General features: G+C 41.0%; 15 protein-coding genes and 5 tRNA genes. All 20 read left to right on the top strand.

What is annotated here, in order from left to right; all coding sequences use genetic code 11:
* Nucleotides 1-32 precede the first annotated feature (32 nt).
* Nucleotides 33-389 carry a holo-ACP synthase gene (gene acpS, locus CSV76_RS15785; RefSeq protein ID WP_085427351.1) on the top strand — a complete coding sequence of 119 codons (357 nt, stop codon included), beginning with the start codon at nucleotides 33-35 and terminating at the stop codon, nucleotides 387-389.
* Nucleotides 390-484: 95 nt separating this feature from the next.
* Nucleotides 485-1,519: a LolA family protein gene (locus CSV76_RS15790; protein WP_085427350.1), complete on the top strand. Its 1,035-nt coding sequence runs from the start codon at nucleotides 485-487 to the stop codon at nucleotides 1,517-1,519.
* Nucleotides 1,520-1,607: 88 nt separating this feature from the next.
* Complete coding sequence (alr, locus tag CSV76_RS15795) at nucleotides 1,608-2,720, top strand: alanine racemase (protein ID WP_085427349.1); 1,113 nt, start codon at nucleotides 1,608-1,610, stop codon at nucleotides 2,718-2,720.
* Between the two features lie 156 nt (nucleotides 2,721-2,876).
* Nucleotides 2,877-3,182: a transcriptional regulator gene (locus tag CSV76_RS17940; protein WP_099626193.1), complete on the top strand. Its 306-nt coding sequence runs from the start codon at nucleotides 2,877-2,879 to the stop codon at nucleotides 3,180-3,182.
* A 4-nt stretch (nucleotides 3,183-3,186) separates the two neighbouring features.
* Nucleotides 3,187-3,537: a type II toxin-antitoxin system PemK/MazF family toxin gene (locus tag CSV76_RS15805; protein WP_029054722.1), complete on the top strand. Its 351-nt coding sequence runs from the start codon at nucleotides 3,187-3,189 to the stop codon at nucleotides 3,535-3,537.
* A 187-nt stretch (nucleotides 3,538-3,724) separates the two neighbouring features.
* Nucleotides 3,725-4,552 carry an RsbT co-antagonist protein RsbRA gene (locus CSV76_RS15810; RefSeq protein WP_085427348.1) on the top strand — a complete coding sequence of 276 codons (828 nt, stop codon included), beginning with the start codon at nucleotides 3,725-3,727 and terminating at the stop codon, nucleotides 4,550-4,552.
* A gap of 1 nt (nucleotide 4,553) precedes the next feature.
* Nucleotides 4,554-4,916 (top strand): STAS domain-containing protein, encoded by a 363-nt coding sequence (locus CSV76_RS15815; RefSeq protein ID WP_083034138.1) that lies wholly within the window; start codon nucleotides 4,554-4,556, stop codon nucleotides 4,914-4,916.
* Between the two features lie 2 nt (nucleotides 4,917-4,918).
* On the top strand, nucleotides 4,919-5,320 hold the full coding sequence (locus tag CSV76_RS15820) for an anti-sigma regulatory factor (protein ID WP_085427347.1): 402 nt from the start codon (nucleotides 4,919-4,921) through the stop codon (nucleotides 5,318-5,320).
* A gap of 13 nt (nucleotides 5,321-5,333) precedes the next feature.
* Complete coding sequence (locus CSV76_RS15825) at nucleotides 5,334-6,338, top strand: PP2C family protein-serine/threonine phosphatase (protein ID WP_198166242.1); 1,005 nt, start codon at nucleotides 5,334-5,336, stop codon at nucleotides 6,336-6,338.
* A gap of 102 nt (nucleotides 6,339-6,440) precedes the next feature.
* Nucleotides 6,441-6,782, top strand: a complete 342-nt coding sequence (locus CSV76_RS15830; protein ID WP_085427346.1) for an STAS domain-containing protein — start codon at nucleotides 6,441-6,443, stop codon at nucleotides 6,780-6,782.
* Complete coding sequence (rsbW, locus tag CSV76_RS15835) at nucleotides 6,769-7,242, top strand: anti-sigma B factor RsbW (RefSeq protein ID WP_085427345.1); 474 nt, start codon at nucleotides 6,769-6,771, stop codon at nucleotides 7,240-7,242. The genes CSV76_RS15830 and rsbW overlap by 14 nt, the downstream gene beginning before the upstream one ends.
* Nucleotides 7,217-8,002, top strand: a complete 786-nt coding sequence (gene sigB, locus CSV76_RS15840; protein ID WP_085427344.1) for an RNA polymerase sigma factor SigB — start codon at nucleotides 7,217-7,219, stop codon at nucleotides 8,000-8,002. The genes rsbW and sigB overlap by 26 nt, the downstream gene beginning before the upstream one ends.
* The gene (locus CSV76_RS15845) at nucleotides 8,002-8,598 is read left to right on the top strand and encodes a PP2C family serine/threonine-protein phosphatase (protein ID WP_085427343.1); all 597 of its coding nucleotides are present in this window, start codon (nucleotides 8,002-8,004) and stop codon (nucleotides 8,596-8,598) included. Before sigB ends, CSV76_RS15845 begins: the two co-directional genes overlap by 1 nt.
* A gap of 111 nt (nucleotides 8,599-8,709) precedes the next feature.
* Nucleotides 8,710-10,851 (top strand): Tex family protein, encoded by a 2,142-nt coding sequence (locus tag CSV76_RS15850; protein ID WP_099626194.1) that lies wholly within the window; start codon nucleotides 8,710-8,712, stop codon nucleotides 10,849-10,851.
* Between the two features lie 14 nt (nucleotides 10,852-10,865).
* Entirely contained in the window at nucleotides 10,866-11,318 is a 453-nt protein-coding gene (locus CSV76_RS15855; protein ID WP_085427342.1) for a SprT family protein, read from the top strand.
* Nucleotides 11,319-11,574: 256 nt separating this feature from the next.
* Nucleotides 11,575-11,646 (top strand) — tRNA-Glu (locus CSV76_RS15860).
* A gap of 51 nt (nucleotides 11,647-11,697) precedes the next feature.
* Nucleotides 11,698-11,772: transfer RNA gene (locus tag CSV76_RS15865), tRNA-Gln, on the top strand.
* A 72-nt stretch (nucleotides 11,773-11,844) separates the two neighbouring features.
* Nucleotides 11,845-11,920: transfer RNA gene (locus CSV76_RS15870), tRNA-Lys, on the top strand.
* A 78-nt stretch (nucleotides 11,921-11,998) separates the two neighbouring features.
* Nucleotides 11,999-12,085 (top strand) — tRNA-Leu (locus CSV76_RS15875).
* Nucleotides 12,086-12,123: 38 nt separating this feature from the next.
* Nucleotides 12,124-12,197 (top strand) — tRNA-Gly (locus tag CSV76_RS15880).
* The last annotated feature ends 151 nt before the right edge of the window (nucleotides 12,198-12,348 follow it).

A 12,348-nucleotide genomic window follows, 5' to 3' on the forward strand; every position in this document is an offset into this window, starting at 1 on the left:
TATTTAACTTGAAGGGAAAGGAGTTGTTCATTTTGATTCAAGGAATTGGATTAGATATCGTGGAATTGGATCGCGTAGCTCGTTTGGATGGTCGCAATAGTAAGTTTCGAGAGCGCATACTATCTGAAAGGGAATTACACGTGTATGAAACTTTAAGTGGTCACCGAAAAATAGAATACTTAGCAGGTCGTTTTGCTGCGAAAGAAGCGTTTTCCAAAGCTCGCGGCACTGGAATCGGAACAGATTGCAATTTTCTCGATATTGAAGTCATTTCGGAAGCAAGCGGACGTCCTGTATTGTACTTCCGTAAACAGCTAGCTCAAGGGTTCGTCAGCATTACACATACTCAAACAGTAGCTGCGGCGCAAGTGGTTTTGATAGAATCCTGAAGACAGTCAAATAGAAATTAAAACAAGCTCGCATATTCGATTCATCCCTCTCATAAGATAAGCTACCCGAATTGATTGGAGAAAGGATGAAAAGAATGCGGAAAAAGATTATGTTATTAACAGTCGTCGCAGTTATGTTGGTACTAGGAGGATGCGGTAAGCCTTCCAAAGAAGATGTCATGAAGAAGCTCAGCAATAAGTGGAATGAAACAAAAGGGTATGAATTAAATGCCTCGATGGAAATCAAAACAGGTTCAGAACCTCGGGTGTACAATGTAGAAGTATGGCATACCAAGCCGGAGTTTTACAAAGTAAATGTGACGCAATCGGGTAATGGCGAGTCACAAATGATTGTTCGTAACGAAGAAGGTGTATTCGTCATTACACCATCACTAGGCAAAACGTATAAGTTTCAAAGTGATTGGCCTGCCCAGAACAGTCAAGGATATTTAATCGGAACCCTTGCTGAAGATATTAAGGCAGACAAAGCAGCGGTCATGGAAGAAAAGGAAAAAGAGTATATCTTTGAAACGGCTACACGCAATAATCATAAGTCACTTTTACCAACTCAGAAGATTCATATTGATAAAAAGACATTGTTGCCAAGCAAGGTGACGATTCACGATGAAAATGGTGAAGAAAAGATCTCCATTAAGTTCGATAAAATTGCATTGGGTGTAGAGCATAAAGTTGCTGAATATAAGGTGAAAATGGATAAACCGAAAGCGGACGGTGACAAAGCGGATACTGATGAAGAAGCAACAGAAGGTGATGGGGAAGACCAAGCTAAGGCAAATCAACAAACCTACTATCCAGTTGCAAATCTACAAGGTACAACACTGTCAGAAGAGAAGAGTGTAGAGATTGAGAATGGGCAGCGTGTGATCATGACATTCAGTGGGGATAAGGAGTATGTCGTTATTCAGGAACCAGCTGAAAAGCCATTAAATGAAATGCCTGTATCCATAGAAGGTGATCCTGTTGATCTAGGATTTGCAGTGGCGGCATTGACAGAACAATCGATTCACTGGGAAGCAAATGGTATGGCGTTCTTTGTGGCATCGGATATGTTAAGCAAGGAAGAATTGATTACTGTAGCAAACTCGATGACAGCAACAGAATCGAAATAATCAACAACTGAAATCAATTGACTTGGCTATGCCTTTGGATAGATAATTATTTTATGCGACAGTCTATCCTATAACGAGGTGGAAAGTAATGTTCAACGAAACGGAATATCGGCCAACACGTGCGATTATTAATACAGCGGCTATTAAGCATAATGCAAAACACCTCATTTCTTATTTACCTAAAGAAACTAAGCTGATCGCGGTCGTTAAATCAGATGGTTACGGGCATGGAGTAGCGGAGGCTGCTTCCGCTGCATTGCAGGCGGGAGCAGAAATGTTCGCTGTTGCCACGCCAGATGAAGCGATGACGCTCAGAAAAACACAACCGACTGCCGATATACTTGTGCTAGGGGTTTCGCCAGTTTCATTTGCAGCGATAGCAGCGCAACAACGTATTATTTTAACGGTCACAAGTGCGAATTGGGTAAAACAAGTAAACGCTCAGCAACCGTTTGATAATAAATGTAGAATTCATGTAAAAATCGACAGTGGAATGGGTAGAATTGGAGTACGAACTGAAGAAGAACTTGCTCAATTAGTGAAATGCATTCAACAGTCTAGTCTAACTATAGATGGCGTTTTTACTCATTTTGCACGTGCTGATGAAGATGATCGGGAGCCAACGCGGCGACAGTTTGAACGATTTATGCACCTTGTGAATCGCTTGCCTGAAAAGCCGCGTCTCGTTCACGCGTCAAATAGTGCAGGGGCATTACTGTTTCCTAATTATGCACTAGATGCTGTTCGTTTTGGCATAGGTTTATACGGCATCCCGCCTTCCGATACGGTAGCAAAGCAACTACCATTTAAACTCGAGCGGGCATTGACGATTGAAACTGAAGTAGCATATGTGAAAAGAATGACGGCTGGTGAAAAAATTAGCTACGGTGGGTCGTATGAAGCTGCTGAAGGAGAATGGATTGCTACATTACCAATAGGCTACGCAGATGGATTGAAGCGTTCGTTAAATGGTCAGGAAGTACTGATTGACGGTAAAAGGGTACCTATTGTCGGAACCATTTGTATGGACCAATGCATGATCCGATTACCTTGTGAATATCCTGAAGGTGAAAAAGTGGTATTGATAGGCAAACAAGGCAACGAAGAAATAGTTATAGAAGAATGGTCTGAACGCTTACACACAATACCCTATGAAATAGCTGTAACGTTTTCCACACGAATACCTAGAGTCTATACGTAATAAAGGTCGAAACTATCTGGCTTAATATATGACGCAATGTCCATACAATTCGACATTCTACTGACCAAACTAGTATTTCTTGTCAGAACACTCAAATCCTTGTCTTTTCATATTCCAATATAAATGGTAAGATAGAAATGATATAGAAATAAAGGGATGGGTTTGTCGGAGGTGCTCGATTTGCGTACGGATAAAAACGATAAAAGAATACTTAGTATAGCCTCGACCAGATTGCAACAGCAAAATGAAGACGCAATCTTTCAATGGGAGCAAGTGCAAGAAGATTTCGTTTATATGACAGATGTGAAACATATCGAAAATGGTGAAGCTTCCTTATTGCGTGAAGCCATGATTAGAGGTTATGTGGAAATGTCGCAGATCAACCTCAACATAGCGGCAGAATGTTTATATGCGGAATTTGAGGCTCAGCATACCGTGGAACGTTGCGTCAGCGGAGGATGAAAAGTTGGCAATTAAACGCGGAGACGTCTTTTTTGCAGATTTGTCACCTGTAGTCGGTTCTGAACAAGGTGGAACTAGACCGGTACTGATCATCCAAAATGATATCGGTAATCGATTCAGTCCCACCGTTATTGTAGCAGCCATTACTGCACAAATACAAAAAGCAAAATTGCCGACACATGTCGAAATTACGGCGGCACGGCATGGATTCGAGCGGGATTCAGTCATCCTGCTCGAGCAAGTCCGCACAATCGACAAGTCAAGGCTCACAGACAAAATAACTCACTTAGACGATGCGTTAATGAAACAAGTCGACGAAGCATTGCAAGTAAGCTTCGGGCTTATTAAATTTTAGCATACATATTCTAATAACTTTTATTGCAGAGGGTGCTAGTAACCAATGGCTGCTTAAAAACACTATAGCCAACCGGTTATAGTGTTTTTACTTTTTTGATTTTAAAAAAAATGAGTAAAAACATGTAGTTTGTAGAGAAATTCGATACAATAGAGATAATTGAAGATGTAGGGAGGAACAAATAACGATGAATGAAGTCATGAGAAAAGGAATAGCCGAGAATATAGATACAATTACAATGCGCTGGGTAGAAGAAATGAAAGAAAATGCTGATGAGCGTTTTTTGGACTTAATGCCAGCTGCGGTGGTGGCAACGACGAGTAGGGAATTCACTGAACTTATGACTTCCAATCTAGCTACCCGCGAAAAAGTGGACAAGGCACGATTGGACGAGTTCACGGAAAAGATCATTCATTTTGGTTGGTCTATTAAATTTATCAACCGTGCTATTGATACGTTTTCTTCAGTAGTCTATAACTTATTTTTTGAAACGGGGATTTTGAAAGATACCAACCTACGCGAAGGTGTAAATATCTTCTCTAACTGGATTAATCCATTAAGGGAAAGCATCATCGATGAATACTCTACAAAGTGGGAGCGCACAGATATTTTGCAGAAGATTGCATTGCAAGAGCTTTCGGCTTCGTTGATTCCTGTATTTGACAAGATCTCTGTCATGCCGTTAGTGGGTACGATTGATACGGAACGTGCGAAACTGATCATGGAGAACCTACTAGAAGGCGTTGTCAAGCAACGTGCTGAAGTTGTATTGCTAGATATCACGGGTGTTCCGGTAGTAGATACGATGGTTGCACACCATATTATTCAAGCGGCTGATGCCGTTCGTTTAGTCGGTGCGAAATGTATGCTAGTCGGAATCCGTCCGGAGATTGCGCAGACTATTGTCACGCTAGGCATTAATCTGACAGATTTCTCGACAACGAGTACGTTACGCAGAGGCATGCAAAAAGCGCTTGAAATGACAGGGCGGACAATTGTGGAGGAGGAAAAGTAGTATGAAGATGCGAATCCCGATTCTAAAGCTAAAAGACACATTGATTGTATCTATCCAAGTGGAGCTTGATGATCAGACAGCTTTACAATTCCAGGAAGATTTACTGAATCAATTGCATAAAACATCTGCACGCGGCGTTGTGATCGATTTGACACCAATCGACTTCATTGATTCATTCATCGCAAAAGTTCTTGGGGATGTTATTCATATGACGAGTCTTATGGGTGCAAAAGTTGTCATCACAGGCATTCAGCCTTCTGTAGCCATTACACTAATTGAATTAGGTATACGTTTAGAGAATGTAACCACAGCATTAGATCTAGAGAATGGGCTAGAGAAATTAACTAGAGAATTGGAGGCCTGACCATGGAACACAGGTCTTCTATAGAGATCAATACAGAATGGGATATAGTTGCTGCTAGACAATTGGGCCGTAATGAGGCGAAGAGCACTGGCTTTGGGACAGTTGACCAAGCTAGAATTACGACGGCTATTAGTGAATTGGCAAGGAATATATATCTTTATGCAGGAAAAGGCAGAATTGAAATAGAGTCTGTTCAAGTAGGTCCACGTGTAGGCTTAATTATTACAGCTTCCGATGATGGACCGGGAATTTCTGATTTGCAAAAAGTTATGACAGATGGGTATACGACTTCAGGAGGACTGGGTGCAGGTATGCCAGGGGTCAAACGGTTAATGGATGATTTTAGTGTGGAAACAGAAGTGGGCATAGGAACCACTATTACAGCGACGAAATGGTTGCACTAGGAGTTGAAGGGTATTGCCACAGGAGGCGGGTAAGCAGTATAAACAAATGCTGGAGAATTATCTGCACTCCAAAGGAGAAGAAGATCTCTATTTGGGACAGCAATTCAGCCGCAGCTTCATAGAAAAGGATATCGCGCCAGAAGATGTTATCAGTATTCATAAGACGTCAATTGAACAACTGATTAAGGATCTGCCATCTGACGTGAGTGTTTCGTTCGACTTTTTAATTGAAATGATGATTCATTATGGACTAGCACTAAAAGAACATCAGAGTTTGATTCGCAAACAGGAAATCATTCAAACAGAGATGGATATTGCGGTTCGTGTACAAAATACGTTGTTGCAGACAACGACCCCCCAAGTCGAGGGTCTAGATATAGGCTGGACGTCAAAGCCGTCTAAGCAAATGAATGGGGACTATGTCTACTTCCTGAATGATAATACACATGAGGTATGTCTAGCGGTAGCAGATATTATCGGAAAGGGTATGTCCGCTGCTATGCATATGTCCATGGTCAAGTTTGGGATGGACAGTTTGCGATATGAACAGAGAAGTCCTTCCGAAGTGCTAAGCTTCATCAATAAAATGGTGGAGCGAAGTATTGCCGATACGATGTTTATTTCTATGTTCTATGGAAAATATGACACGGAAAGCTCTGTGTTCCGCCATTCATCTGCTGGTCATGAACCTGCGTTATTTTATCGCGCATCCGAGAATAACTTCAGTTTGCTTGAGAGCAAAGGGTTATTGCTAGGAGTACAAGAAGATGCAAAGTACGAAGAACGTACAGTACGTCTTGAAAATGGTGACTTCGTCGCAATCATGACAGATGGCGTAACAGAAACGAGAACGGAAAAAGGATTTATAGAAATGGATGTCATCCAGGATTTGCTATGTGACGTACGCGCGGAAAGTGCTCAAACCATGGTAGATCATTTATTTAGTGAGCTCTCTAAAATGCAGAATTATGAATTGCATGATGACTTTACTCTAGTTATTTTGAAAAAAACAAAATAAAGGTTTAGAAAATAAGGGAATGGGTATAAAACAAGGAGTGTATAGCGAGTTAGGTTACGCTTTACATTCTAAGAAAATAGAGAAATCGATCGGGGTGGCGAAATGAATTTACAAGTTGAGCAAGTGGATAAAGATCTTGTGCATAATTTTAAGGTTATCGGTGAAATCGATATATATACAGCACCAAAGCTAAAAGAGCATTTGACTAATTTAGACTTGGCTGAAGGAATTGAAGTTGAATTGGATTTGTCTGAAGTCAACTATATGGATAGTACTGGTCTAGGTGTATTTGTTGGATTTTATAAGGAAGTAAAAGCGCACAATGGAAAATTGGTTATCAAAGGATTAAACCAACGCCTTTATCGATTGTTTGAAATTACTGGCCTTAGTGAGATTATGGAGATAGAACAGTCTAAAGGTGGCGAAGATAATGCAAGCGTTTGATTACATCGAAATAAAAGTTCCGGCAAAACCTCAATACGTTGGTGTAGCTCGATTAGCCATATCGGGGCTTGCAAGCCGCATTGGATTTACATACGATGAAATTGAAGATTTGAAAATTGCTGCAAGTGAAGCAGTAACAAATGCTGTCCAGCACGCGTACAATGACGAAAAAACAGGTGAAGTAATTTTAGGCTGCGCCCTTTATAAAGATCGCCTAGAAATTGTCGTCACGGATCATGGTCAAAGTTTCGATTTTGAAGAAACGAAGAAAAAGGTCGGTCCCTATCAAGATTGGAATGAAGAATCACCTCTTAGAGAAGGTGGCTTAGGACTATATTTGATGGAGACTTTAATGGACGAAGTCAAAGTTGACCACGGGGAGGGTGTCATTGTTTTCATGACCAAATATTTGGGCAGAGAGCGGGGAGAAGACCATGTCAAATCAACAGTCTTCTCGTGATAACGAAACAAAGGAACAGGTCATTCAATGGATACATGACTATCAGGAGAATAATGACGACCATGCACAAACACAACTAGTCCTGCATTATGAGCGACTGGTGCACTCTATTGCGCGCAAATATTCACGCGGGCAATCACACCATGAGGATATTGTACAAGCAGGAATGCTTGGACTTTTAGGCGCAATTAGAAGATACGATCCTGAGCAAGGACGTAACTTCGAAGCGTTTGCTGTGCCGACAATCATCGGGGAAATCAAACGATTTCTTCGTGATAAGACATGGGCTGTTCACGTGCCGCGCCGAATTAAGGAATTGGGTCCGAAAATCAAAGCAGCCGTGGAAATATTAACGACTGAATTTCAACGTTCACCAATGGTTTATGAAATAGCAGAATATCTAGGTACCGACGAAGAATTAGTTCTTGAAGCGATGGAAATGGGCAGAAGTTATCAAGCTCTGTCAATTGACCATACTTTGGATGCGGATTCAGAGGGCGGGACGATCACACTGCTTGATATTATTGGTGAGACGGATGACGGTTTTGAAAAAACAGATCAACGCATGCTTGTATTAAACGCCCTAAACGTTCTAAGTGAACGGGAACGTCAGATTATCCAGTATACATATATCGATCAGATGAGCCAGAAAGAAGCTGGTGAATTACTGGATATTTCCCAAATGCACGTTTCCCGTCTTCAACGTAAAGCGATTAAAAAGCTACAAGAAGTAATCTTAACGAGTGGTGGTGCAAATTAGTGGAAACTTTTGAGAATGACTATGTAGAGGCATATATATATCAACAGTCCAAAAAGGGTAATAAAGATTCTGGGGATGCATACTACATTCATTCAGAAGAAGATTATTTCATTTGTGCTATTGCAGACGGTTTGGGTAGTGGAACAGAAGCGAAAGAATCAGCTGAAATAATTCCACAAGTCTTAAAACTCTATCATCATGAATCACCTGACGATTTGTTGCACCGCTGCAATAAAAAGATGTTGCATAAACGAGGTGCTGCAGTTGGGATTGTAAAAGTGTATTTCGAACAACAAACCCTGGAATATAGTTGTGTTGGTAACATCCGTATCTATATCCTGCAATCAAGTGGTCAGATGATTTATCCTTTGCCAGTCATGGGATATCTATCGGGCAGACCACAATCACCGCGTACGCAAAGATATCCTTATAATAAGAATGATCGATTCTTCCTTCATTCTGATGGCGTAAACTTACGCAGTCCTAAAAAATATCTACAAGAAAACTCTACTCCGTACCAATTGTACAAAAAAGTTGAAGGTACAATTGAAGATAACGATGATGCCACATTCATCTCAGCTAGCCTGCTTCATTAAATTGAAGCGGCTTTTTTGTGTCAAAAAATAAAAGGTTGCAGAAGGAAACTGTTTTCGAAACATGCTATTATATGGAAAGAAGAAGGGGTGGTTAAATTGTCAAGAGATCTTATGGAAGCAACTGCAAGCAGAGCAGGAATTGGTAAACGCCAAACTGCAAGCGTTATCGCATTGTTGGAAGAAGGCAACACAGTACCTTTTATTGCGCGTTATAGAAAAGAAGCAACGGGTTCACTCGATGAAGTGCAGATCAAAGATATTGAAGATGCTTATCATTATATAAAATCGCTTGAACAGCGAAAAGAAGAAGTTCTTCGTTTAATAGAAGAACAAGGTAAACTGGACGATACGTTAAAAGCTGAGATAGAGCGTGCGAGTGTATTGCAACGAATCGAAGACTTATATCGCCCTTATAAACAAAAAAGACGTACGAAGGCAATGATTGCGATTGAAAACGGTCTAGAGCCACTGGCTGACCAACTCATGCAACAGTCGTCTGCGAACATTGAGACTGTTGCGCAAACTTATATTAATCCTGAAAAAGAAATCCATTCAATAGAAGATGCTCTAGAAGGAGCAAAGTTTATCGTTGCAGAAAGAGTATCGGAAGACGCAACGATGCGTGAGAAAATACGTAAAATCACATGGGCATCTGGGAAGTTAACTGCAATCTTGAAAAAGGATGCGGAAGATGAAAGAAAAGTCTTCGAAAACTACTATGAATATGAAGAACCTCTTAACAAGATCGTACCTCATCGCGTTCTAGCTATTAACCGCGGGGAGAAAGAAGATGTATTGCGTGTAGGCGTAAGTTTCCCTACAGATCGCATTATCGGTGATTTAGAACGTACGTATCTTAAAAGACACCCTTCTACTTCAGCAACTTATATAAAAGAAGCGCTTGAAGATTCATTTAAACGTCTAATCGCTCCTTCAATAGAAAGAGAAGTTCGTACAGCCCTGACTGAAAAGGCTGAAACACAAGCTATTCATGTATTTTCCGAGAATCTGCGTAGTCTATTACTGCAACCGCCGCTAAAGGGTAGAACAGTACTCGGTGTAGATCCAGCGTTCAGAACAGGTTGTAAACTAGCCGTGGTAGATGAAACAGGGAAACTCCAAGATATCTCTGTTATTTATCCGCATCCGCCGAAACCTCAGAAAGATGCATCCAAGAAAGTAATTCTGGATTTGCTTAAAAAGTATCCGATTTCCATCATCGCGATCGGTAATGGTACCGCGTCACGGGAAACGGAAAAGTTCATCGTGGATTTAATTAAGGAAGTGAAAGAGCCGGTTTCGTATGTAATCGTTAATGAAGCGGGGGCAAGTGTGTATTCAGCTTCTGCAAAAGCGCGGGAAGAGTTCCCAGACTTACAAGTGGAACAGAGAAGTGCGGTATCCATTGCGCGCCGACTACAAGATCCGTTATCAGAACTTGTGAAAATAGATCCAGAATCTATTGGCGTTGGGCAATACCAACACGATGTAGCAAAAAAGAATCTAACGGACTCACTTTCATTTGTTGTAGAAACAGCGGTTAACCGAGTTGGGGTTAATGTCAACACTGCTTCATCGTCGTTGTTGCAATATGTTTCAGGCCTATCTAAAACAGTGGCGGAGAATATAGTCAAAGCGAGAGAAGAAGTAGGGAAGTTTACAAAACGCACAGAATTGAAGAAGGTCCCAAGACTAGGAGCGAAAACTTATGAACAGGCAATTGGCTTCTTGCGTATACCGGAATCAAAAGAACGTTTTGACTCGACAGGGATTCACCCCGAGAGCTATAAAGTTGCAGAAGCGGTATTGAAAGAGCTGAAACTTACTAAGTCTCAGTTAGGTACTGAAGAAGCGACAACTGCACTTGGACAAGTGGATATTGCACAACTTGCTGTACAGTTGGATGTAGGGGAAATCACGCTTCAAGATATTATTCAAACATTGCAGCGTCCAAATCGCGATCCACGTGATGATTATCCTCAGCCTTTACTGAAAGCAGATGTCCTCGATATCAAAGACGTGCATGAAGGTATGGAACTACAAGGAACTGTCCGTAACGTAGTGGACTTTGGTGCATTTGTAGATATTGGCGTTTCAGAAGATGGATTAGTACACATATCTAAAATGAAAAATGGCTTTGTAAAGCATCCTTTAGACGTAGTAGCATCCGGAGATATTGTTACAGTATGGATAGACTCTGTAGATCGTAAAAAAGGACGTATCGCGTTATCTATGCTTCCTCTTAAGAAATAAAGGAGAGAATCAGCATGTCAGAAGAATATTTACAGCAGCTGGTTGAGCAAATCTCATTGGAAATCTTTCATAAACCGTTTGTCCATCAAGCAATTTTTAATAGCAGACTGCGGACAACGGGTGGTCGCTATAAGTTAAGCAATCATTTTATAGAGATTAATCCGTTAGTTATTGAACTTCATGATGAGGAAGAATTAATCGGGATCATTAAACATGAACTTTGCCATTATCACCTTCATATAGAAGGTAAGGGATATAAACATGGGGATCCAGACTTTAAAGAGCTACTTAGAGAGACAAATTCACCTCGACATTGTAAGCCGCTTGCGGAACGCAGAGCGAAAAGTACGATTATCCATTTATATCGTTGTACGGCTTGCGGATTGGATTATCCAAGGCGCAGAAGAATGGATTGCACGAAATATCGCTGTGGGAAATGTGCAGGGAAGATAGAAAAGGTTAAATGAAACGCAAAAGGTATGCAATCGTTGCGATTGCATACCTTTTGTATTTATTGAGATATGGTAGCGGTGAACGGCTTTTTAATAATAAAGTAGATATGGTAAAAGACTGTTATATCAACGTTTAATAGACTATAGAAAAGTTATTTAAAAAAGATTGATGAAAAAGGTTGACGGATAAGAGAACCCTGTCTATAATAGTAAAAGTCGACTAAGACAAGCGCAACAAACGATTCGCTTGATGAAGCGTCAATGTAATTACGGCCCCTTGGTCAAGCGGTTAAGACACCGCCCTTTCACGGCGGTATCACGGGTTCGAATCCCGTAGGGGTCACTTTTAGAAAATGAACAAATCCCTGGAGACTTGATAACAGGTTATCATTGATGGGGTATAGCCAAGCGGTAAGGCAACGGACTTTGACTCCGTCACTCGTTGGTTCGAATCCAGCTACCCCAGCCATTTTTATTACGTAGTGTACGCGATAAAGAGATCAAAGGTATGTAGGACAGTTTGTTCCTTTCATTATAATACGAGCCGTTAGCTCAGTTGGTAGAGCATCTGACTTTTAATCAGAGGGTCACAGGTTCGAATCCTGTACGGCTCACCATTCATTTTAAAAAAGTTTTGATAAAGTTCTTGACTTATTAAACTGAAGGTGTATACTAGTAATTGTCGCTGAAACAAAGCGGTAGTGGCGGAATGGCAGACGCGCTAGGTTGAGGGCCTAGTGGGGGTTAACCCCGTGGAGGTTCAAATCCTCTTTACCGCACCAAACGTTCTCACTATAACAATTTAAAATACAACTTACACGCGGGTATAGTTTAGTGGTAAAACCTCAGCCTTCCAAGCTGATGATGGGAGTTCGATTCTCCCTACCCGCTCCATTATTTTTTAAAAGCAAATGAACCTTGAAAACTGAACAGCAAAACGTTAACGAAATACAGTTTGTGCCTGGCTTGCCAGTGACACAAACAAAATGAGTATCTTAATTGATGCCAGCAAATGAAACTCGAGCTAATCGAATTTCTCTTATGG

Source organism: Sporosarcina sp. P17b (genome assembly GCF_002743115.1).
Taxonomy (GTDB): Bacteria; Bacillota; Bacilli; order Bacillales_A; family Planococcaceae; genus Sporosarcina; species Sporosarcina ureae_C.